Source organism: Clostridium sp. (assembly GCF_030532265.1).
In the GTDB taxonomy this organism is placed as follows: Bacteria; Bacillota; Clostridia; order Clostridiales; family Clostridiaceae; genus Clostridium.
In genome coordinates, this window is record NZ_JAUNLM010000003.1 from 67407 (window position 1) to 92516 (window position 25110).

Genomic DNA, 25110 nt, shown 5'->3' on the forward strand with positions numbered 1-25110 from the left:
TATACCATAAAAACTTAGATATACATAATATTCATACGTTCAGAATATTTGAAAATTTTATATATTTTAAGGCAAATTTTTAATTATATAAATTATAAAAAGGACTTTTTTTATTAAAAGTCCTTTTTATATTATTTAAAATTATTTTTTATATCCAAACTCTGGAATATTTGTCCATCTCTCACGTAATGAATGAGCTATCATTTTAGGTCTTCTTTCTCTTGTAAATATACCTTTTTTATTTCCTTGAACTCTTATAATCCCCTGACTTGTAGCAAAGTCAGCAAAATTCCATACTTGTTCCCCAACAAAGTTTTTGCATTTATCTACTACTTCATGGTTTGCCTTATAGTATTCTACTTGATATTCTTCAGTAAACATAACTGGAAGTGTATCATGCATACCAGCAACAGTATCAGCTCCATATTCAGTGAACATAATAGGTTTATTTGGGCATCTTTTTTCCCAACCATTTAGTTCTTCTTGAAGCATTCTCTTAGCTTCTTCTAAATCTCCACCTGCAACATACCATCCATAGTATCTATTAAGACATAATACATCTACAATATCTCCAACTTTACATCTATCTGGAGTAGACATTAAATATGTTACCACTGTAACAGGTCTCTTTTGTGGATCTAGTTCCTTTGTTAATTTAATTAATGGTTCAAAATATTCCTTTGCACCTTCTGAATCTGAATCTGGCTCATTTGCTACAGACCACATTACTACAGATGGATGATTTTTATCTCTTTTAACTAGTTCTTTTAATATTTGTTCATGTGCTTCTTTAGTTCCTATTTCTTTCCATGTATCTCTTTTAACACTTTCACCAAATAATCCTGTAGCCATAAAGTTTAAATGTAATCCAACTGCTGGAGTTTCATCTATTACAACTATTCCTTCTCTATCTGCAAGTCTCATTATTTCTTCTGAATATGGATAATGTGAAGTTCTAAATGAATTTGCACCAATCCACTTCATTAAATTAAAGTCTTTTACATTAATAGCTTCATTAAATCCTCTTCCATTAACATGTGAATCTTCATGTTTACCAAATCCTTTAAAATAGAAAGGCTTATTATTTATTAAAAACTTACCCTCTTTAACTTCTACTGTTCTTACTCCAAACTCTTCTGAATATGTGTCAATTAAAATATTATCCTTAACTAAATCAACTTTTAATTTATATAAATAAGCATTCATTGGTTCCCATAATTTAACGTCTTTTATAACAACTTGTCCATTTTTCCCTTTAGAAGTTGCTACTATATTATTATCTTCATCAATTATTGATACGTTAATATCTGCTTCTCCAATAAAATTAACATCATAGTCTACATAACCATTTGTATCTTCAAATTTAGTTACAATAGTTAAATCATCAACATAAGTTTTTGGTGTTGTATAAATTTTAACTGGTCTATGAATTCCTGCGTAATTGAAAAAGTCAAAATTAACAAGATTTTTCATAACCTTTTTGCCGTTAACTTCAGTTTCTTTTAACATTCCAACTGGTAGTGTAGTTTCATCAATTATATTGTTTACAGCAACAGTTAATCTATTTTCACCAGAAACTAATAGTTCATTTATTTCAGCTTCAAAAGGAGTAAAACCACCTTTGTGTTCAACTAAAAATTTACCATTTAAATATACTTTTGCTTCATGTGTTGCTGAACCAAATCTTAATACTATTCTTTCATCTAATAAGCTTTTATTAAGAGTAAAGCTTCTTTCGTACCAAACCCAACCAACATGATCTCTTACTTCTTCAGCTTCAACTAAATCATTATATGATGATGGTACTGCCATTTTTATTGTATCTTTTAAGTTTGATTCATACCATTTTTCAGTAAATCCATTTCCCTTATCTAATTTAAAATTCCATATACCATTTAAGTCTATAACACTTCTTGATTCTGTCATTATTGGATATAACATAATAAAAAACCTCCCAAATTTTCTTTATTTATATAATTTATTTATTATAATCTAGTTTCCCATCTTCCGCAGAATACAGTATCATTATATTCTCCTTCAAATTCTTCTTCACCTTTTATTTTCTTTATAGTTTCTTTTAATACAGTTCTTGTTGAACCATATGCATTTATAAATGTTTTCATCATAGGTAAATCAAACAAATTAGTAGTTTGATTTAATGATACACATATTGTTGGAAGTTCCCTAACATACCAAGGTATTTCATTACCATGTCCTATTGACCACTGAACTCTAACAACATTTTCTTGACAATATCCTTTCATATTTACAAACATAATAACTGCATCATAATTACTTTTCATTTCTTTTACACTTTCGCTAAACATTGAATTCATTATATCTTTGATATTATGACCATTCTTAGCTGATAAATCATGATAAGATTCATGCATATCAACATTAAATCCAGCTTCTTCAAGTTCTTCTTTTATAGCTTCTTTTGTAGAATTATTTCCCATAATCATATCAAGTGGTTGAGGATTAGTTATATAATAAACTTTTAATCTTTTATGAGTTTCTGGTTTTAAAGGAAGATTATTCTCTGTATCTTTAACTAAAGTTACACTTCTTTTTGCTGCATCAACAGCTAAATTTTTATGTTCTTCACAACCTAATAAATTTAAATCTTCCTTAGGAGGCATCATTTCTCCTCTTTCTTTTTCTTTGTGTAATCCTATTGATGCTTTTAATCCTAAAATTCTCTTTAAAGCATTTTCAAGTCTTTCCTCTGTAATTATTCCTTCTTTATATCCATTCATCATATATTCAAAATCTTCTTCTGGATGATGGAAGAATAAAAACATATCACACCCTGCAGCAATAGCTCTTGGAACTTGCTCTTTTCTTGGCATAGCACTTGTTAAACCTAGCATATGAGATGCATCAGTTACTATTAGCCCATTAAATCCTAATTGATCTCTTAATAAATTTTGTAATATTTCTGGTGATAGTGTTGCTGGTTTTATTTCAGCATCAGTAATTTCTGGAATAAACTTTCTTGAATATGAAGGTAAAGCTATATGTCCTATCATTATACTTTTAAGACCATCTTCTATTAATCCTTTATAAACCTTTCCAAAACTATTATCCCATTCCTCACAACTTTGATCATTTACTCCCATAAGTAAATGCTGATCTCTTTCTTCTACTCCATCTCCTGGAAAATGCTTAGTACAAGCTATCATTTTACTTTCTTCAAGTCCTTTTATATACGCTCTTGAATATTCTAATACCCTATCTGGATCATTTCCATAAGATCTAGTATTTATTATTGTATTTCTCCAATTTAAAAATATATCTGATACTGGCCCAAACGCCCAGTTACATCCTACTGCTGCAGATTCTCTACCTGAAACATATCCTACATTATAAGCTACTTGATTGTCTTTAACAGCTCCAGCGGCTGCTTGAGTTGCTATATAAGTCCCTCCTTGAGCTGCCCCATCTCCACCTGATTCACAATTACAAGCTACTAATAAAGGTAATTTAGATGCTTCTTTATATTTCTTTATTTGCTCATATACATCAGAAGCTTTTCCCCCCATATATCTTGCAGCACCAGGTTGATATTTCTTTATTGTTTCTACAGCTGATTTACCTCCATCTAGAGTTTTATCCATTATTACAAATAATTGACCTATTTTCTCTTCTATTGTCATATTACTTATAGTATCTTCTACCCACTTTATATCTTCATCTGATAAATAAAATGGTTTTCCTTTTAAATCTACTTCTCTCATATGTTATTCCCCTTCTTTAATTTATCTTTTTATATTACATAGCCCACTATCCATTAATGATTCTACTGTATACTCATCAACAAGATTTATATCGCCTAATATTGAATGTTTTAATGAACTAGAACATATTCCAAATTCAATAATTCTTTCCTCTTTCATCTCTTTTAAAATCCCATGTAAAACACCTGCTGTAAATGCATCACCTCCACCAACTCTATCTAAAATATCAAAGGTATATTCATTAGACTTAAAAAGCTTCTTCCCATTAAATAAATATCCTTTTAATGTATTATTATTTATTGAATTTACTTTTCTTCTAGTACATGCAGTATATTTTAAATTTGGATATTTTTTAAATAATTCTTTATAAAGCTCTTCTAAATTTTCTTCAAATTCTAAATTTTTATCTTCAAATTTTAATATATTAATCATATCTAGATGACCTAAAAAAGCAAAATCAATATATGGTAATATCTCTTTTAAAAAATTTCCCGCTTCTTCAATAGACCATAATTTATTTCTATAGTTAGAATCATAGGATACTAGTATACCCTTTTCCTTACAAGCTTTAATAAAATCAATTAAAAATTCATATAATTCATTACTTAAAGCTGGAGTTATACCAGATAAATGAACAATTCCTACATTTTCTAACATTTTATTTATATTAAACTCATCCTTAGAAGCCATAGATATTGCTGAATACTTTCTATCATATATAACTTCTGTACTCCTTAATCCATGTCCTATTTCTGAATAATATATACCTAATCTACCTTCACCTAAAATAATATCTTGAATGTCAACATTATATCCTCTAAATTTATTTATAACCTTTTGTCCTAAATAATTATTAGGAAGCTTTGTTACAAACTTAGTATTGTGTCCAAACATAGCAAGACTAGCTATTACATTAGCTTCTCCTCCTGAATAAACTGCATCAAAAGAATTTGCTTGGATTATCTTTTGATTATTTGGAGGTGTAAGTCTTAGCATTATTTCACCAAAACCTAAAACTTTTTTATCCTTTAAAGATAACTTCATCATACTTCCTCCCACCAAACTTTATTAAAGTTTTGTATTCCTTATTTCACAAAATATATTATCTCTTTAATTGTTTTAACAAAATTTTATATATTACTTTTTAACTTGCTATTTATAATTTTATAAATAATTATCCAAATTTTTCTTTATAAAATATACTTTAAATTATTCTTAAATACATTTATAAACATTTAACATAAATATTTTAAAAATAATATTTTTTTATTTTGTCTATAATTTTTATTTATCCTTTGATAAATTTCTTTCAAATTCTAAAATAACAGTTTCTTCATATTTACCCTTATATGTATTTTTAATAAATTTATCTATTACTTCATCATGAAACCTTTTCCATGACTCTTTTTCTTTTTTAACTAATATTGGATAATATAATACTTCATTTAATTTAGCTGCATCATAATCACCTAATGCATCTCCAACCATTAGAATATTGTCTCTTCTATAGCCCTTTTCAATAAGCTTACTTATGCAATAAGATTTAGACCCAATATTTTGAGTTAACACTATATCAACATTTTCTAAAAGATTATGTTTTTTCCATTCATCTAACACAGCTTGTTCATTTGCAGAAGATACTATTGCTATATCAGCAAATTTTTTAGCTTCCTTGATTCCTTCAGCAACTCCTTTAAATGGAATTTTTTCATCATCACTTAATAAATTAATTGCTTCATTAACATTTTTAGACCAATCTAAAGCTTTCTTTAAACAAATATTATAATTTTCTCTTATTTCAGCTTCTAAAGCTTCATTAGAAAGCTCTTTTGTTTCATTAGTCCATTTTACAAAATCATCAATACCGTCTATATTTTTATATTTTTCATTAACTTCAGTAAGTGCTAAAGCCAAACCTTTAAATCTATTTATTCCTCTAGTTATTGTATAAAGATTAACCTCATTCCATCTATTTAATATTGGAATTTCCCACTCTTGAAGATTCCATTCTGTTATCATACATGGTCCAAAACATTTAATATGTTTAATATCCATTGTATCTATTGCACATCCATCAGAATCTATACAAATAAGAAAATCTTTATTTTTAACAAACCCTTCTAAAACATTTCCCACACCTTCACCTACTTTTATATTTTTTAATAATTATGTCTTCTGAATTAAAATATATAACTAATATACTTGTATACTAGCATATTAATATAAACATTTCAACTATTTTTTGAATACCTTTTCAAAAAATATGTATTTTATTTATTAATTAATCTCCAATTTTAATCTTTTTATAAAAATATGTAATTTAAAAGGCATAAGTTTAAAACTTATGCCTTTTAAATAATTACTTTATTTAACTATTTTATATACTTTAACCCTTATATTACTTAATATTAATAATTTATAATTTCTTTAACTTCTTCTTTCGTTAAACTTCTGTATTTACCATACCCTATTCCATCTATAGTTATATTCATTATTCTTATACGTTCTAATTTTAAAACTTTATATCCAAAAGCTAAACACATTCTTCTAATTTGTCTATTAAGACCTTGAGTTAATATAATATTAAAAGAATTACTATTTATTTTTTTAATTTTACAAGGTCTTGTTATAGTGTTTAATATCTCTACACCACTTTCCATTTTCATAATAAACTCATTATCTATTTCTTTATCTACAGTAACTATATATTCTTTTTCATGATTATTATCAGATTCTAAAATCTTATTTGAAAACTCTCCGTCATTAGTTAGTATTATTAACCCTTGAGATTCTTTATCTAATCTACCAACTGCAAATATATAATCTTCATAATTTACAAAATTTATTATATTATTTGAAACATCTAAAGAAGCTGTGCATGTTATTCCAACTGGCTTATTTAACGCTATATATATCTTTTCTTTTTTCTCGATTTTTTTACCATCTAAGCATATAAAATCAGTTTCTTCAACCCACTGACCCTTTTCAGCTAATTTGCCATTTACTAAAACTCTTTTTTCTTCAATCAGCTTATTAGTTTCTTTTCTTGAACATATACCATAGTTACTAAAAAGTTTATTTATTCTCATTTATTATATCCTTTCAATTTAACAATCTAGACCAGCTAAATACCCTGTTGAATATGCTATTTGTAAATTATAACCTCCAGTTTCAGCATCTATATCAATAACTTCTCCAGCAAAAAATAAATTTTTTATTATTTTTGATTCTAATGTAGATGAATTTATCTCCTTTACACTAACTCCTCCACTAGTTACCATAGCAGCTTTTATAGTTAATGTTTCTATTACCGTAAGATTCATTTCTTTTAAACTATTTATTAATTTATTTTCATCTTCTTTTTTAAGCTCTGAAGCTTTAATATCTGTTAAACTTAAATTTTCTAATATTTCTTTAATAAATTTTTGAGGTAATAAACCCTTTAAATTATTAAATATTGTTTTATTATTATTTTCTCTAATTATTTTAGATAATTCTTCTTTTGTTTTGCCCTTAAGAAAATCTAATGTTATTAAAACTTCTTCATTTTCTAATATTTTATTTATGTAAGATGATAACTTTAAAACACCAGGACCTGATATACCAAAATGAGTAAATATCATATCTCCTTCTATTTCTATTTTTTTCTTTTTTATCTTAGTTTTTAAAACTACATCTTTTAAAGAAATTCCTTGTAGATTTTTTATAAATCCCTCTTTTATTACCAATGGTATTAATGCCGGATAAAATGGTTTTATATCATGTCCATACTTCTTTAAAATATCAAACATACTTCCATCAGAACCCGTTACTGGATAACTTTTTCCACCTGTAGTAACTATAACTTTATCCCCATAAATCTTTCTATTGTCTTCAAGTATAACTCCTTTAACTTCACTATCTTCAATTATAAGATCTATAACCTTAGAATTATATATTAAATTAACACTATTCTTTTTCAAATCTTCTTTAAATACATTTATAACATCTTCTGCTTTATCATTTTTTGTATAAACTTTATTATCATTATCATATTCAATTTTATATTCTAAATTATGTTTTTTAAAATATTCTAAAATATCTAAATTAGAAAAAGTGTAAAAAGCACTATATAAAAACTTTTTATTTGTAACAATTTTATCAAAAAATTCTTCTATATCTCTATTATTTGTTATATTGCATCTACCACCACCTGTAAGTTTTAACTTTTTACCTATTTCATTATTTCTTTCAAGTAAAGTTACTTTATTTCCTGACTTTGCTGAACTTAAAGCTGCCATTATACCCGATGGTCCAGCACCAACAACTATTACATTTTTCATAAAATTAATCTCCAATCTATAAATCAAATTCCATTTATTTTTAGTAAAATATATAATATTATACTATATAATTATTATCTAAATAAACAATAAAGAGTATTTTACTATGATATAAAATTTTAATATTTTAAATTATCATATTTTCAAAGTTTTTAATAATAAAAAAGATACAGTAAATTACTGTATCTTTTTTATTATTAGCATCTTATTACTTCAATCATATATCCATCTGGATCTTTTACAAAAAAATACTTAGGTGCTTCTCCTGGTAATCCCTTTAAATCTGTAACTTCATATCCTAATTTTATATGTTTGTCTCTCATACCTTCTAAATCTTTAGTACCAATTGCTATGTGACTAAATCCATTTCCAAGTTCATAAGGCTTTTCAGGATTATAATTGTAAGTTAACTCTATTTCATATCCATCTTTTTCATTTGATAAATATACTAAAGTAAACTTATGCTCCTTAAAATCTTTTCTTCTAGTTTCTATAAGCCCTAAAGCTTCCTTGTAAAACTTTAAAGACTTTTCTAAATCCATTACTCTTATACATGTGTGTAACATTTTAACTCCCATATTACTCTCCTCTTTTTTTTTAATTATTTATACCAAAATTTATACAATACTATTATTACACATTACATTAAAATTTTAAATCCTATAATAATTAATATTATTCCGCCTAATAATTCAGCATATTTACTAAATATACCTCCAAGTTTTTTGCCAAGTATAACACCAAATAAGCATATTATAAATGTAACCAAAGCTATTATTGATATAGCAACTAATATATTAACTTTTAAAAACGCAAAACTAACTCCAACTGCTAATGCATCAATACTCGTAGCAATTGCAAGTAATATTATACTTTTAGTTGATAGCTCATCATTACTTACATTTTTTATTTGCTCTTTATAATTAGTATTTATTTCATAAGCTAATTCTTCTTCAACATTTTTTAATTCTCTATCTCTTAGGCCTTTTATAAACTCATAAATCATTTTTCCTCCTATAAATAATAGAAGTATAAAAGCTATAAGTGTACCAAATCTCCCCATATATTCAGTGAAATATCTTCCACCAATCCATCCTAAAAAGGGCATAATACCTTGAAAAATTCCAAAATATAATCCTATTTGTATAGCTTTTTTCTTTAAATTTTTCCTTATTGTCATTCCTTTTGCTAAAGATACAGCAAATGCATCCATAGCCAATCCTATACCTGTAAAAATAATAGAAAAAATACTCATTACAAAACTCTCCTCTTATATAAATTACAAAAAAATGAGACTTATGAACAGCAAAAGCTATACGCAAGTCTCGTTATTTAATATTAAGTAATAGAAAACCTATTTACCTAATAACTCATCCTAATTTGTTTAAATATTTTCTTAACACACAAATTAAACACTTAAATATGATATCAAATACACTTAATAAAATCAATATTTTTTATCTAGTATAAACTTTTCTATGACTTTTGAAACTCCGTTATTCTCATTTGTATCAGTTACATAATCTGCATATTTCTTCACGCTATCTTCCGCATTACCCATAACAACTGCAAATCCCGCCTCCTTAAGCATTGATAAATCATTTTCACTATCACCTATACACATAATCTCTTCTTTTTTTATATTAAGTCTTTTTGCAATAAGCTTTACAGCTTCACCTTTTGAAGTTCCCTTTGCCATTACTTCTATAGCTCCATTCCATGAATGTACAATATCAATATCTTCTTTTAAACTTTCCACATCCCCTTTAATTTCATCTATTTTACTACTATTCTTAGTCTCTATAATTATTGCTTTTAATATATCATTTTTATAAAGATTAAAAGCTTCTTTAAAATCAGAAAACTCATAAAACTTAATCTTGTCTTCATTCTTTACCAACTCATTCATAATTCTATGACTATCATTTTCTGGTATTTTAGTATCACTTATTATTCCATAAGGAGTGTCGAAATAAGCTAACAAATTATGTTTTTTTATTATATTATAAATACTATTTAAAACTTCTTCATTTAATACCGATTTAAATAATATTTCATCATTATCTTTTTCTCTAACATAAGCTCCATTAGAACATATAAGTGGAGCTTTAATTCCTGTTACATTTGCATATATTTTAGCTGATGCAAATATTCTACCTGTTGATATAGCAATATTTACTCCTAATTCAGTAGCCCTTTTTAAAGCTTTTTTATTTTCTTCACTAACAAAATGATTTTTATTTAATAATGTTCCATCCATATCTATACAAACTAATTTATACATTCTTAAAAATACTCCTTTTTAACTTAAATTATCTTCAAATTATATCACCTTTATAAAAATTAAAATAGAATTAATTTTTATTTTAAAATTTAATTTTATAAATTAAAAAGGCTTTTCCAATTAAGGAAAAGCCTTTTTTCTTAAAATCTTATACCATTTAAAAAATATCCCAAATTAATAATTAACATCTTTATTTTTAAATTTTATTATTCACATACCTTACCTGGATTTAAAATATTTTTAGGGTCAAAAGTTAATTTAATACCCTTCATAATGCCAACTAATTCATCACTTAATGATTCATTTAAATATTCTTTCTTAGCAAATCCGATTCCGTGTTCTCCAGATACTTGTCCTTTTAATTCTTTTGATTTATCATACATACATTGCATAACTTTTTGAAGTTTTTCACCCCAAGTATTTTCATTTAACTTATCTCTTAATATATAAATATGAAGGTTTCCATCACCAGCATGTCCAAAACTCTTAATTCTAATATCATATTCTTTTTCTAACTTATTAGTATACTTAACAAATTCAGCAACTTTATTTCTTGGTACAACTACATCAACTTCATCCATTTCAGTAGTTGAAGCTTTTATAGCTTCTAAGAAAGCTCCTCTTGCAGACCAAATTGATTCTTGTCTTTCTTCAGTATCTGATATAAATGCATCTATAGCACCTTCTTTAAGACATATATCCGCAACCTTTTCATAATCTTTTTCTATTTCTTCTCTTGAATTTCCATCAAAAGTTAAAAGTAAATATGCATCTGAAGTATGATCTGGGAATTTCTTTCCTAAATATTCTTCTGCTGCAACTATTGCTTCTTTTTGCATAAATTCTACAGCTGTTGGAATTGATTTTGATTTAATTATCTTAGGAACTGTTTCTATTGCAGTTTCTAAGTTTTCAAAAGGAACAAGTAAACTAATTGCTTTTTTAGGTAATGGTAATAATTTAAGTGTAGCTTTTGTAATTATTGCTAAAGTACCTTCAGCACCTACAATTAAATCTTTAATACTATATCCTGAACTATTTTTAACAACTTTACCACCTAAATTCATTACATGTCCATTAGGTAATACAACCTCTAAACCTCTTACGTAATCTCTAGTTACTCCATATTTAACAGCTCTCATACCACCTGCATTTGTACTAATATTTCCTCCGATAGTTGCTGTTTTTTCTCCTGGATCTGGTGGATAGAATAAATCATGTTCCTCTACAAACTTTGCAATTTCCATTAATAACACACCAGGCTCTACAGTTAATGTTAAATTTTCTTCATCAAGTTCTAATATTTTATTCATACCACTTAAATCTAAAACTATTCCTTTATGAATAGCAACTGCTGCTCCAACAAGTCCTGTTCCTGATCCTCTTGCAGTTACTGGAATGTTATGTTCATAAGCATATTTCATTATTTCTGATACTTCTTCTGTAGTTAAAGCTTTAACTACTATATCAGGAAATTCTTTTATAGAGCCTAATTCATCGTGACTATAATCTTCACTTATATTTTCCCCATAAAATACTCTATCACTGTCATTAATTATATTTTCAATATCTTTTATAGTATTTTCTGTAACTTTTCCGTAACTCATGATTATTCCCCCTTGCTTTCCTTTATTTCTTCTATTAATTTTGGAACTATTTCATATATATCTCCAACTATTCCATAGTGAGCTACTTTAAATATTGGTGCCTTTTCATCTTTGTTTATTGCAAATATATAATCTGAATTATTCATACCTGCTGTAAATTGTACAGCTCCAGATACACCACAAGTTATTATAAGCTTTGGTCTTACAGTTCTACCACTTAATCCAACTTGCTTTTTAGCATCTTCCCATCCAGCTTCTATTAATGGTCTTGTTACTGCAACTTCTCCACCTAATAAATCTGCAAGTTCTTGTATCATTTCCATATCCTTTTCTGATTTTACAGCTCTACCTGCAACTACTAATACATCAGCTTCTGATATACTATGTTCTTTTTCCTTTTCAACAACTTCTTTTACTTCTATATTTGAATTTAATTTTGAAGAATCTATATCACATATTGTTAATTTACCACTAACATTTTCACTTCTTTCAGGTGCTGACATTACTTTATATCTAACTGTTGCAAGTTGTGGTCTTGAATTTGGAGTTACTATTTGGGCCATTATATTACCACCAAATGCTGGTCTTATTTGAACTAAATCTGTATTTTCTTTTATATCTAATATTGTACAGTCTGCTGTTAACCCAGTTCTACATCTTGCAGCAACTCTTGGAGCTAATGATCTACCAACTGTTGTTGCACCAACAAGAAGCACAGCTGGTTTAACCTTCTTTATAAAGTCATCAACTACTGCTGCATATGGTTCTATTCTGAAGTTTTTAAGTTCTTTTTTATCATATACCATTACTTCATCTACACCATAGTGTAATAATTCTTCTGCTTTTTCTTTTATATTACTTCCTATAAATAAACAATAAACTTTTTGATTTACCTTATCTGCAAGTTCTTTTGCCTTACCAATTAATTCAAATGTAACTGGATGTATATCTCCATCTACATGGTCTACATATACAGCTACTCCATTCCATTTGCTTTTATCTATTTTAACTACTTCTTCCTCTACGTATTCTACTGCTCCTTTAGGACCTTTTCTTACACACATTTTACACATTTTACAATTTGCATTTATTTCAAGTTTTCCGTCCTTTTCTTCTAAAGCACCAAATGGACAAATTTTTATAATTTCTTCTATGTTGCCTACTTTATCTTGATTTATTACTAACTTTGCCATAATTTACTCCCCCTTAAATAAACTTTAATTCCTTTAATTTTTTAGTCATTTTTTCACTTATCTCATCTGAACTACCTGTCCACATTTCATGGTCATCATTTGATTCTGGTGGGAATATTCTTTCAACTTGAGTAGGAGATCCATTTAATCCATATTTTTTTTCATTTTTATCTTCAAAATCCTTTAAAGATATAACTCTTATTTCTCTATCCTTAGACTCTAAACTTCTTTTATATGAAGGTAATCTTGGTTCAAATATATCTTTTTCTACTGTTATAAGACATGGGTATTTAACATCTACAATTTCTATTGTATTTGGCATGTCCATTTCCACTGTTATAAAATCATCACTTACTTTTAATATTTTTCTTACATTTGCAACATGAGGAATTTGTAGATATTCTGCCATTTCAGGTCCAACCTGTGCTGTATCTCCATCAGTTGTTTGTTTACCACAAATTATCAAATCAAAATCTCCACATTGTCTTATTCCTTGTGATAGTGTATAAGATGTTGCAAGTACATCAGCTCCTGCAAATTTTCTATCTGAAACTAAAGTTCCTTCATCAGCTCCCATTGCAAAAGCTTCTTTTATTACTTCCATAGCTTGAGGTGGTCCCATGCTTATTACCTTTATAACTCCACCTTTTTCTTCTTTTATATTTAATGCAGTTTCTAAGGCATATAAATCATAAGGATTCATTTTTGTATCTATTCCATCCCTTTTTAATACTCCTGTTTTTTCATCAACTTCAACTTTTGATGTTCCTGGTACTTGTTTAATACAAACTATAGTATTCATAAATTTTCACACCTTTCTATTTTAAAGTAATATACAAGCTACTAATAACGTTTACAGTAATATCAGATTTTAAACAGCTCCTATATTACACTTTATACCTTCTTTTTCTACAATATTTTTTAGTTTTTCCATAGTTTCTTTATTAGGACTAACTATATTTTCTGACATTTTATAATCTATTCCTAAACATTCATATTTATTTACTCCTAATCTGTGATAAGGTAATATATGAATTTCAACTAAATTCTTTATAGATTTTGAAAACTTAGCTATTTCTCTAACACTTTCCTCATCACAATTAAAATTTGGAATTATAGGAACTCTTATTATTATATTTTTGCATAAATTATCTATTAACCTTATATTATTAAGTATTTTTTTATTACTTTGTCCAACAAATTTTATATGTTTTTCATCATTTATGCTTTTAATATCTATTAATGCTAAATCCACAAAAGGAAAAACTTCATTTATAGCAGATTCATCCGCATAAGCAGTTGTTTCTATTGCTGTATTTATTAAAGATTGCTTACAGCATTTAAGTAATTCTCTTGCAAATTTAGGTTGCATTAAAGGCTCACCTCCTGATAAGGTAATTCCACCTCCTGATCTCCTAAATTGTACAAAATCTTTTTTTACTATATCTAATACTTCTTTTATAGTTTTATATTCACCAACTTCTACTAAAGAATTAGAATAACATACATCTAAACATTCCTTACAGTTGATACATTTTTCTTTATTTATTATATAATTATTTTTAAAATCTATAGCATCATGCTCGCATGCATTTTCACAGTTATGGCAACCTATACAGTTTTTACTATTAAACATCAATTCTTCAAATTTATGTTGAGACTCTGGATTACTACACCATAAACATCTCAATGGACATCCTTTAAAGAAAACAATTGTTCTAAGTCCTGGTCCATCATTTACTGAAAATCTCTGTATATTAAATATTAAACCTTTTTCTTCATTGTTAAGTATATTGCTCATATTATTTACCCTTCTTAAGTAAATTTTTATATTTAATTTATAAAATTAATATTATAAAACTTATAATTCTAATTCTGTTCTTTTTATAATGTCATCTTGAACACCTTTATCTAAGCATATAAATTGAGCACTATATCCTGCAACTCTAACTATTAAGTCTCTATATTTTTCAGGATGCTTTTGTGCTTCAAGTAAAGTTTCTTTACTTATTATATTAAATTGCATATGCATTCCTTTTTTATCAAAATAGCTTCTAATTAAATTCATTAAATTTTTAAGACCATTATCACCTTCAAGTGTTGAAGGATTAAATTTTTGATTTAGTAATGTTCCACTTGGAGCACTAAAATGATCTAATTTTGCTACTGAATTTGCAGCTGCTGTTGGTCCATTCACATCAGTTCCTCTAGTTGGAGAAACTCCATCTGCAATTGGTTCTCCTGAATTTCTACCATCAGGTGTTGCACCAACTAATGAACCTAAATGTACATTATTTGATACTGGATATAATCCTGGTAAAAATCTTCCACCACGTTGATTATAATGTTTAAGAACTTCTTCACAATATATAAGAGAACCTTCCCTTGTATATTCATCTACTTCGTCTATATCATTACCAAACTTAGGTGCTCTATTTAAAAGCATTTGTCTAATATTTTCATATTTCATTTTTTTCTCTTTATCTTCTAAATCTTTACCAAAATTACTATTAAGTGCTTCTTTTAATTCTTCTAAAGAAATTTTCTTTTCATCAAATACTAATTTTTTTATTGCCATAAATGAATTTCCGACATTAGCTACACCAACTCCTAAAGGACCTGAGAAGCGATAATGTCCTCCACCTTCTTGTATTGATTTTCCTAAAGAAATACAATCATCTAACATACATGATAAAAATGGAAGTGGAGCTCTTTCTCTATGTGCAATATCTACGCAGTTATCTGCTGCTACCATATGGTTAACAAAGAAATGTATTTGTTTTTTATATGCTTCAATTAAATCGTCAATACTTTCAAACTCAGCAAAACTTTTAGTAGTTGATCCAACTTTCTTTCCATTTTCAGTTCCATCATTAATTGCAATTTCTAATACTTTAGCTAAGTTAAAGAATGCTGCATCATACCATCCATCTGTTTTACCAGGTTTTTGTGGCTCAACACATCCAACTATTCCATAATCTCTTGCATCTTCTAAAGTTAATCCTTGATTTACAAGCATAGGAATTATTACTTCATCATTATAAAAAGCAGGTAATCCAGTTCCTAATCTAGCTACTTCGCATGCTCTTATTAAAAATTCATCAGGTGAATTATTCCAAACCCTAACTGATAAAGATGGCTGTGGTAATTTTAAACTTCCTGTTGCATCCATACACAAATAAGTTAAATCATTTGTTGCATCCTTTCCATCAGGAGTTTGTCCACCAACAATTAAATTTTGGAACATTGAATATCCACTAAAGGCTTTAGTTGTAGTTTCATCACGAACTTTTGTTAAGTCATTAAACTTAACCCATAAGCAATGAAGCACTTCTCTATCAAAATCTTTTAATTTTTCTGAATTTTCCAAATCTTTTTTGTAAAAAGGATACATATATTGGTCAAAACGTGCTGGAGAAATAGCATGGCCATTTGATTCTAAACTAATTATTAATTGAATGAACCAAAAAGATTGACAAGCTTCATAAAAAGTTTCAGCTGGATATTCAGGAACCTTATTACAAATTCTTGATATCTCTAATAATTCTTTTTTCCTTGTTTCATCTTTTTCTTTACTTGCTAATTCTTTTGCAAGATTTGAATATCTATGTGCATAATCAATTGCTGCATTACAACAAATTAAAATAGCATCCCAAAACATTTTCTTATGAATATATTCTGGATCACTTTCTTTTGACTTTTTAATTTGTTCTTTTACCTCTTTAATTATTCCAGAAAATCCGTTTTTCAAAACTTTTTCATAATCAACTGATATATGACCAAGACCATTAAAATGATAATTTGCAACAGTAAATACATTAGCTTTCATTGCATTTTTTGTTGATTCTGGCATATAAGCTGTAGCGAGTTCACTAACAGTTTTACCATCCCAGTACTTAAATATTTCTTTCAATTCACTTTTAGTTTCTTCTGAAATTTTAAATGCATCTGATGTTCTTTTCTCTAATTTATCGAATTCATCTACAAGCCATTTGTTTGAAAATTCTGGATAAACTTGAGCTGATCTTGGATTTTTAGTTAAACTTCCAACAATAAGTTCTCCATTTCTTATTGTTATAGGCATTTTTTCTAAAAGAGCTTTTAACGCTTTTGCTTTTCTTATTATTATAGGTTCATTTTCTGTTTTCTTGAAAGAATCAGTTAAAATTCTAGCTCTATCTACTTCAATTTCAGGAAAAGCAGATAAAATTTCTTCTTTTAAAATTTCCACTCTCTTTGTAGGTTTTTCAAATCCTCTTTGTAAAGTTTCCACTTAAATCTCCCCTATCTTTTAAAATAATTAATTTTAATTATTTTTATTTTTTTAAATTAAAACCCAAATACGGGACCTAATAAATAAGTTAAAAGTCCAAACAATATTACAAATACCAAGCAAAACTTAAGTGTTGAATTTAATATTTTTCCTTCTTCTCCAACAAGACCTGTTGCAGCAGTAGCAACTGCTATACTTTGAGGAGATATCATTTTACCAGCAGTTGCTCCGCAAGTATTTGCTGCAGCAAGCCAATATGAATTCAAGTGTAAAGTTTTTGCAACTTCAACTTGAAGCTCCCCAAATAAAACGTTTGCAGAGGTATCGCTACCTGTTACAAAGGTTCCAAGTGCCCCTATTAATGGTGCAATTATTGGATAAAATCCTCCTGTTATTGCTACTAACACTATTGACATTGATTTAATCATTCCACTATAGCCCATAACTTTAGCTAGAGCTACTATAGACATTATTGTTATGGCCGTTTTACCCATTTGTTTACATGTTTTGAGAAGAACTAATGATATCTCTTTAAATTTTGCACCTTGAATTATTCCTCCTATGTATGTTGCTATTATTATTAGTGTTCCTGGAGTTGCAAGCCATAAAAATGTATAAGGCTTTGCACCAGTTCCTCTGTAAATTTTTATTGATGTTTTCACTAAGGATAACTTTTCATTAATAAATGGGAAAAGTGATGAAGTGAAAAATATAAATAAAAATACTAATATAAATGGCGTCCAAGCCCAAATCTTCTTTTTTGTAGTTAAACTATTATTTTTACTTGCTGATTCTTTATAAAATAACTTAGCAACTAAAACCGTTAAAGCCATTGAAAGAATTGAGCCTAATATAGCTGGTAATTCAGCTCCAATATACTTAGCAATTAAAACTTGTGGTAATGCAAAGGATATTCCTGAAACTAATGAAATTCCTAAAACTCCTTTTATTGCCTTAACCGACTTTCCTGTTATCATAACTAATATAATTGGAACTACAATAATAAATAGAAATAATTGAATACTTACTGCATAGGATAATTCGTTTACATTTAAATTAGCTACTTGAGCAAGAGTTGTTACTGGAAGCCCTATAGCTCCAAATGCTGTAGGAGTTGTATTTGCTATTAAACAAATTATTGCCGCAAAAAGTGGATTAAATCCAAGCCCAGCCATTATACTAGCTGGTATAGCAACAGCAGTTCCAAACCCTGCAATAGCTTCTAAAAATCCTCCAAATCCCCATGCAAGAATTAATACCAGAATTCTTTTATCAGTAGTTATTTCCATCATCATTTTTTTAATGATTTCCATACTACCAGTATGCAACGACAAATTATAAGTAAATACCGCAGCTATAATTACTATCATTATAGGCCAAATAGCAAGTGCTATGCCTTCTAATGCTGCTGATAATGACATATCAAACGGCATTTTCCAAATAGTAATCGAAAGTATTATAGTAACTATTAAAGTTATAGGACAAATTTTATATCCTGCAACTTTAAATACACCAAGTGCTACCATAAGCAGAATTATTGGTAATAATGCAATTATAAATTTTAAATAAATATTCATCATTTCCTCCTTCATTATATATACTAACTAGGTGGTATGACCAATTTTCAATTTTATTGTACTCCTTTATTCTAGGTATTTCCAGTATTGTTATTTTTTTAACACATATTTTTTGTAAACGTATTAACAAAAAATAAGGGAGTCATCAAATATGACTCCCTTTTAAGAACAAATTATTAACTTTTAATTTCCATTAGTTTCCTTATTACTTTGTTAATTATTTAACACTTTATATATTCTTTTATTAATTTAAAGTGTTCTTTAAGTGCTATATACGCTTTATAATCATCTTTTGCCTCAAGTGCAAGATAAATTCTTTCATGTAAGTCTAATAATTTCTCTTTATTTTCACTACTTTCTAATATATTTTTTCTTAAGTCAGTTATAAATTTGTCCATTAATTGTGATACTACATTTAAAAGATTTGTTATAAGTTCATTGTTAGCTGCTTTTACTATAGTATAGTGAAATTCTTTATCTATAATTACATTGTTCGATTCTATATCACTTTCCTTAAACATATTAATTAAATTCTTTAATTTTTCAAGTTCTTTTTCATTTATTCTTTTAGCTGATAACATTATAGTAGAAAGTTCTAAAACTTCTCTAAGTTCATATATATCCATTGATGATCCTTGTTTTAACATAAACATCATTGATAATGGCTCTAAAAGTATATCATTAAAATCTTTTTTTATATAATTTCCCGCACCTTGTTTGCTTTCTATTAAACCGATTACTTCAAGAGATCTTATAGCTTCTCTTATTGAAGCCCTACTTACACTCAGATCTTCTGCCATAGCTCTTTCTGTTGGTAACTTTTCTCCCATTTTAAGTTCACCATCTTCAACCATATTTTTTATATGTTCTACTACCTGCTCATAAACCTTTGTGCTTTTTGTTGAACTATTCATCCTTATTCATCTCCTTTATTATTTATTATTTTAACTTATTTTATATTCTATAAATATATTAATAGCATAAATGTATATATAATGTATATACATTTACCTTTTAATCTAATATTTAATATATTATATACTTTGTTTACTAAATCATTTAAATGTATAAATATAATTAAAAATTACATAATAAAAAAAGCTTGCATAAAATGCAAGCTAAAATTTAGTTTCTTATAATTATATAGGATAGATATCCTACATATAAAAGAACTAAAAATGTTCCTTCTATTCTATTTAATTTTTTTATATTTTCTTTATTATTTATAAATATAATAGCCCCTATTATTAAAGTTGATATTATTAAAAATAATAAATCTATAGATAAATTTCCAGAAGCAACAATTGGGTTTATTGTAGAAGACAGTCCTAATATTAAAAGTATATTAAATATGTTAGATCCTAATACATTTCCAATTGCTATCTCTGTTTCTCCTTTAAGAGCTGCAACTATTGATGTTACAAGTTCTGGAAGTGATGTTCCTACCGCAACAATTGTAAGTCCAACTAATTTTTCACTCATCCCTATAGAGTAAGCTATTTGAGATGCTGAATCTACAACAAGCTTTCCTCCTAAAATAATAGCTAAAATTCCAACAATAACTTTTATAACATTAGGTAAAGTTTTAATATTGTTAAATTCTTTAATATCTTCAGAATTTGATCTTCCTTTTTTTGCACTTAATATTAAAAATATTGTATAAATAATTGCAAATATCAATAAAATTATACCATCTAATCTAGTTATAATTCCGTCTTTTCCATCAATTGAAAATCCAAAGCAAACAAAATATAAAGCTAATATTACTAAAATATTTATAAAAAAATCTCTTCTAATTACATTTTTCTTTATTATTAAAGTTCTAGCAATAGCAGTTCCACCTAAAACTACTAAAGTATTAAATATATTAGAACCAAGTACATTACCAATTGCTATACCATTATTACCTTGAAATGCTGAAATTGAACTAACGGCAAGTTCAGGAGCACTTGTTCCAAGTGACACTATCGTAAGCCCTACTATAACAGAAGGTATTCCAGCTTTTTTTGCTATACTAGATGCTCCATCAACAAATATATCTGCTCCTTTTATTAAAAGGATAAACCCTACTATTAATAACACCACATATATAAAATTTGTCATATTAAAATTCCCTTTCTAATAAAACTTATTTAACAAAACTATTTATTTTTTTAACTAAAACTTTTACTTTTTTTTGCTCATCTTCATCATCTAATCCTAAGCAATTTATTGCATAATTTTCTATAATAAGTCCACCAACATTATTAATTGCAGATCTTATAGCTGCTATTTGAACAAGAACATCACCACAGCAAGCATTCTTTTCCATCATACCTTGTATCCCTTTAACTTGCCCTTCTATTCTTCTTAATCTGTTCATTATATCTTTTCTAAGCTTTTCATTATGCTCATCAAAAGTTAATATATCATTATCCATACGTTGTCCTCCTTATACCTCCCTACGGTATTTATTCTTATTATAATATAATACATTATTTTTCTATTTTTTGAAAGTCATTAATATTGTACACTTTTTCTTTACAAAATATTATACTACCATTAAACTTATTGTTAGCAATATATTTTTAGGAGGAAAAAATGAGTATAGTTATTGTTAAAAATATGAATCATGGCTTTGGAGATAGAGCTATATTTGAAGATGTTTCTTTTAGATTATTAAAAGGCGAACATGTTGGACTTATCGGAGCAAACGGAGAAGGTAAGTCTACTTTTATGAATATAATTACTGGTAAACTAATGCCAGATGAAGGTAAAGTTATATGGTCTAATAATGTTAGAGTTGGTTATATGGATCAACACGCAGTATTAACAAAAGGTACATCAATAAGAGATGCACTAAGAGATGCATTTAAATATTTATTTGATTTAGAAGCTGAAATGAATTGTTTATATGAAAAAATGGGTGAAGTTTCAGAAGATGAACTTAATAAAATGCTTGAAAGAACTGCAACAATTCAAGATATGCTTGATAATAATGGTTTTTATATGATAGATGCTAAAGTTGATGAGGTTGCTAAAGGTCTTGGTCTTTTAGATTTAGGTCTTGATAAAGATGTTGACGATTTATCAGGAGGACAAAGAACTAAAATTCTTTTAGGTAAATTACTTCTTCAAAATCCAGATATATTACTTTTAGATGAGCCTACTAACTACTTAGATGAAGAACATATATTATGGCTTAAAAGATATTTACAAAATTATGAAAATGCATTTATACTTATATCTCATGATATTCCATTCTTAAATGATGTTGTAAACTTAATATATCATGTTGAGGAAAGAAAACTTACAAGATATGTTGGGGATTACTATGAATTTAAGAGAATTTATGATGAAAATAAAAAGAGACTTGAAATAGCCTATGAAAAACAACAAAAAGAAATTGCAAGACTTGAAGATTTCGTTGCCAGAAATAAAGCTAATGTAGCAACAACTGGTATGGCCAAATCTAGACAAAAGAAACTAGATAAAATGGAAAGAATAGAACTTACTAAAGAAAAACCAAAACCTGAATTTAATTTTAAATATGGAAAAACTTCTGGAAAAGTTATATTTGAAACTGAAGATTTAGTTATAGGATATGATAAACCTCTTACAAAACCACTTAATCTATATATGGAAAGAGGTCAAAAAATAGCGTTAGTTGGAGCTAATGGCCTTGGTAAATCTACTCTTTTAAAAAGTTTACTTGGAAAAGTTAAGCCTTTAAGTGGTAAAGTCCATTTAGGTGATTATCAACAAATAGGATACTTTGAACAAGAAGATAGAGAAGATAACAATAATACTTGTATCGAAGAAGTTTGGGAAGAATTTCCAAGCAAAACTCAATATGAAATAAGATCAGCTCTTGCAAAATGTGGTCTTACAACAAAACAACTTGAATCTAAAATTAGAGTTTTATCTGGTGGTGAAGCTGCAAAAGTTAGACTTTGTAAAATATTAAATACAGAAACAAATATTTTAATATTTGACGAGCCTACAAACCACTTAGATGTTGATGCAAAAGATGAACTTAAAAGAGCTTTAAAAGAATATAAAGGAACGATACTTTTAGTATCTCACGAACCTGAATTTTATAAAGATATAGTTACAGAAATTTGGAATTGTGAAGATTGGACTACTAAAATAATATAAAATTTCAAGAGTTAGCTAAAATTTAGCTAACTCTTTTTATAAATTTATTTAACTTTATCTATTTTAATATTATTAAATGAATTTACTATTATATATTTACTATCTCCTACATTCATATACTCTATTTTAACCTTATCACCAACACTACTTAAAGCTACTTCTCTAGCTGTTTCTGTTGATACTGAATATATATTATCTGAACCTTTAAGCTTAATATCATATATACTAGTTCCTTCTTTTATAACAAGACCTATTCTTTCTATTTCTCCTTCTATAACTTTAGCGCTATTACTTCCTTCCAAAGAAATGTTTGTGTTAGTTAAAACTTCTAAATATTTATTTAATGTTGCTTGAAGAGAATCTCCAACTGCAACAGTATTGTAATTTTTAACATTAACCATAGCATAATTTTTAACTAATCCATTTGCATCTTTTAATGTCATAAAATACGTTGGTTCATTCTGAATATTTATTAAATAAGGGAATGTAGCTGTATATTTATATTGCTGAACTTTTCCTTCAGCGGACTTCATTGCAGCTGTTTCAGTTGCACCTGATGTTTTATACATAGTTGTTTTTCCAGTTCTAGTGTTAGTTAAAGTAAACCCTACTAATCCCTCATCATTTCCAACAGAAGTTATACCAGTATAATAATAACATTCATTTTTGTTATAAATAAGATTCATTCCATCTGTTGATACTAATTTATCTTTATCACTAAAATTAAATACTCCATGAACTAATGTACCCCATTTATCAATATAATTTTTTATAAATCTATCTGGTTGTATTCTATCAACCCATTTTGGCATATTATCTATATCATAAACTTCTGACTTACCACTTTGTGCATCAATTATTAAAGCACCTATTGCTTTATATTCTGTAATTCCAATAGCATTATCATATCTTGTTATTACCCAGTATGGCTTTCCACTATCATCTAATTCAAAAGTATAATCTGTATGGGCTTTCTTCATGTCCCTTAAAAAAGCTGCTCTATTTAAATCTGAAAAAAGATATGCTGAATCTAAATATTTTATCTTTAATGGTTTTCCATCAAGTTCTGTTACAAGCTGTACATCATTTTGATTAGTTGCACTAACCTTTACATACCCCGCAGTTCCTTCCATATTTGATAACCATTTAAAAAGTGATGAATGTTCAAGAGGTGCTACATAACAAAGTTCTCCATTGACACTTTGAAGAGTTAAATCACCTACATAAACTTGGCTTCCAAGGCTTGGTATTTCACCAAGTTTTTTGTCAGCTAATTTATCTGCTAGCTCTTTATCTATTGTAGGAAGTTGTTTTAAATCTATGTGATCTATTTGACTTGAAAATTCAACTGATTCAACCGGTCCAATTAAATTTCTATGATTTTTATAACTTATAACTGGACTAAAAAATACCATAAGTCCTACATATATTAAAAATACAATAACTCCTGACATAATGTATTTTTTACTAAAATGTGTAACTCCATAAATTATGCTACAAACTATAAAGGGAAGTATTAATACAAAAAAACTTAATGATAAATCAAGTATAAGCTTACTTTGAAATAATAATATTACCCCCAATAATAAATAAGCAATTAAAAGCCATTTTAAAAATTGATTAAATTTAGCAGTTTTATTTTTAATATTTTCCGTAAAACTATTTTTTGCATTTTTCATTTTAGATATATTTTCAAATATATCTTCAAAATCACCTCTACCATTCATGGTATATTCCTCCTTTTATTATATTGTTACAATTATATCATAATGTAATATTTAATACTATATATTAATAAAATTTATTCATTATTTTTTTAAAATATATAAAAAAAAATAATAGCTATGTTATCTTTTAGATAACATAGCTATTATTCAAAATTTTCTATTCTTATTATATTTTTTATTTTTATAGATTTTCTTAACTCATATATATAATCTATTGCATCAATTATTTGTATTTCTTTGCATTTATCAG

General features: G+C 27.1%; 20 protein-coding genes. 1 reads left to right on the forward strand and 19 read right to left on the reverse strand.

The annotated features are described in order from the left end of the window. Positions 1 to 141: 141 nt before the first annotated feature. The 18 genes from uidA to Q4E08_RS02045 all read right to left on the reverse strand — a co-directional run bounded on the left by uidA (position 142) and on the right by Q4E08_RS02045 (position 21415). Positions 142 to 1941: a beta-glucuronidase gene (gene uidA / locus Q4E08_RS01960; protein ID WP_303127618.1), complete on the reverse strand. Its 1800-nt coding sequence runs from the start codon at positions 1939 to 1941 to the stop codon at positions 142 to 144. A 44-nt stretch (positions 1942 to 1985) separates the two neighbouring features. Next, entirely contained in the window at positions 1986 to 3740 is a 1755-nt protein-coding gene (locus Q4E08_RS01965) for a glycoside hydrolase family 3 protein (RefSeq protein WP_303127620.1), read from the reverse strand. A 21-nt stretch (positions 3741 to 3761) separates the two neighbouring features. Beyond that, a complete protein-coding gene (locus Q4E08_RS01970) occupies positions 3762 to 4787 on the reverse strand; it encodes a sugar kinase (RefSeq protein WP_303127623.1) in 1026 nt (341 codons plus the stop codon). Between the two features lie 237 nt (positions 4788 to 5024). Beyond that, positions 5025 to 5876 carry an HAD family hydrolase gene (locus Q4E08_RS01975; protein ID WP_303127625.1) on the reverse strand — a complete coding sequence of 284 codons (852 nt, stop codon included), beginning with the start codon at positions 5874 to 5876 and terminating at the stop codon, positions 5025 to 5027. 272 nt (positions 5877 to 6148) lie between these two features. After that, complete coding sequence (locus tag Q4E08_RS01980) at positions 6149 to 6829, reverse strand: pseudouridine synthase (RefSeq protein WP_303127628.1); 681 nt, start codon at positions 6827 to 6829, stop codon at positions 6149 to 6151. Between the two features lie 18 nt (positions 6830 to 6847). Then, complete coding sequence (locus Q4E08_RS01985) at positions 6848 to 8062, reverse strand: NAD(P)/FAD-dependent oxidoreductase (RefSeq protein WP_303127631.1); 1215 nt, start codon at positions 8060 to 8062, stop codon at positions 6848 to 6850. A gap of 197 nt (positions 8063 to 8259) precedes the next feature. Then, the gene (locus Q4E08_RS01990; protein WP_303127633.1) at positions 8260 to 8640 is read right to left on the reverse strand and encodes a VOC family protein; all 381 of its coding nucleotides are present in this window, start codon (positions 8638 to 8640) and stop codon (positions 8260 to 8262) included. Between the two features lie 62 nt (positions 8641 to 8702). Continuing rightward, on the reverse strand, positions 8703 to 9317 hold the full coding sequence (locus Q4E08_RS01995; RefSeq protein WP_303127635.1) for a manganese efflux pump MntP family protein: 615 nt from the start codon (positions 9315 to 9317) through the stop codon (positions 8703 to 8705). A gap of 192 nt (positions 9318 to 9509) precedes the next feature. Next, a complete protein-coding gene (locus tag Q4E08_RS02000) occupies positions 9510 to 10346 on the reverse strand; it encodes a Cof-type HAD-IIB family hydrolase (RefSeq protein WP_303127637.1) in 837 nt (278 codons plus the stop codon). A gap of 206 nt (positions 10347 to 10552) precedes the next feature. Continuing rightward, positions 10553 to 11953, reverse strand: coding sequence for an FAD-binding oxidoreductase (locus tag Q4E08_RS02005; protein ID WP_303127640.1), 1401 nt, complete (start codon positions 11951 to 11953; stop codon positions 10553 to 10555). Positions 11954 to 11955: 2 nt separating this feature from the next. After that, positions 11956 to 13146 (reverse strand): electron transfer flavoprotein subunit alpha/FixB family protein, encoded by a 1191-nt coding sequence (locus Q4E08_RS02010; RefSeq protein ID WP_303127643.1) that lies wholly within the window; start codon positions 13144 to 13146, stop codon positions 11956 to 11958. A 13-nt stretch (positions 13147 to 13159) separates the two neighbouring features. Next, positions 13160 to 13948 carry an electron transfer flavoprotein subunit beta/FixA family protein gene (locus tag Q4E08_RS02015; RefSeq protein WP_303127646.1) on the reverse strand — a complete coding sequence of 263 codons (789 nt, stop codon included), beginning with the start codon at positions 13946 to 13948 and terminating at the stop codon, positions 13160 to 13162. 69 nt (positions 13949 to 14017) lie between these two features. Beyond that, positions 14018 to 14947, reverse strand: coding sequence for a glycyl-radical enzyme activating protein (locus tag Q4E08_RS02020; RefSeq protein ID WP_303127649.1), 930 nt, complete (start codon positions 14945 to 14947; stop codon positions 14018 to 14020). Positions 14948 to 15007: 60 nt separating this feature from the next. Further along, positions 15008 to 17419 (reverse strand): glycyl radical protein, encoded by a 2412-nt coding sequence (locus Q4E08_RS02025; protein WP_303127652.1) that lies wholly within the window; start codon positions 17417 to 17419, stop codon positions 15008 to 15010. 56 nt (positions 17420 to 17475) lie between these two features. After that, on the reverse strand, positions 17476 to 18996 hold the full coding sequence (locus tag Q4E08_RS02030; RefSeq protein WP_303127655.1) for an L-lactate permease: 1521 nt from the start codon (positions 18994 to 18996) through the stop codon (positions 17476 to 17478). A 221-nt stretch (positions 18997 to 19217) separates the two neighbouring features. Then, positions 19218 to 19910 carry a FadR/GntR family transcriptional regulator gene (locus Q4E08_RS02035; RefSeq protein WP_303127657.1) on the reverse strand — a complete coding sequence of 231 codons (693 nt, stop codon included), beginning with the start codon at positions 19908 to 19910 and terminating at the stop codon, positions 19218 to 19220. Positions 19911 to 20121: 211 nt separating this feature from the next. Beyond that, positions 20122 to 21099: a calcium/sodium antiporter gene (locus Q4E08_RS02040; protein ID WP_303127659.1), complete on the reverse strand. Its 978-nt coding sequence runs from the start codon at positions 21097 to 21099 to the stop codon at positions 20122 to 20124. A 25-nt stretch (positions 21100 to 21124) separates the two neighbouring features. Further along, positions 21125 to 21415, reverse strand: coding sequence for a metal-sensitive transcriptional regulator (locus Q4E08_RS02045; RefSeq protein ID WP_303127662.1), 291 nt, complete (start codon positions 21413 to 21415; stop codon positions 21125 to 21127). Between the two features lie 161 nt (positions 21416 to 21576). Here Q4E08_RS02045 and Q4E08_RS02050 point away from each other — a divergent pair, with 161 nt between their 5' ends. Continuing rightward, complete coding sequence (locus Q4E08_RS02050) at positions 21577 to 23133, forward strand: ABC-F family ATP-binding cassette domain-containing protein (protein WP_303127673.1); 1557 nt, start codon at positions 21577 to 21579, stop codon at positions 23131 to 23133. A gap of 44 nt (positions 23134 to 23177) precedes the next feature. On the opposite strand, the gene Q4E08_RS02055 is transcribed toward Q4E08_RS02050, so the two are convergent. Next, the gene (locus tag Q4E08_RS02055; protein ID WP_303127678.1) at positions 23178 to 24812 is read right to left on the reverse strand and encodes a cell shape-determining protein; all 1635 of its coding nucleotides are present in this window, start codon (positions 24810 to 24812) and stop codon (positions 23178 to 23180) included. Between the last annotated feature and the right edge of the window lie 298 nt (positions 24813 to 25110).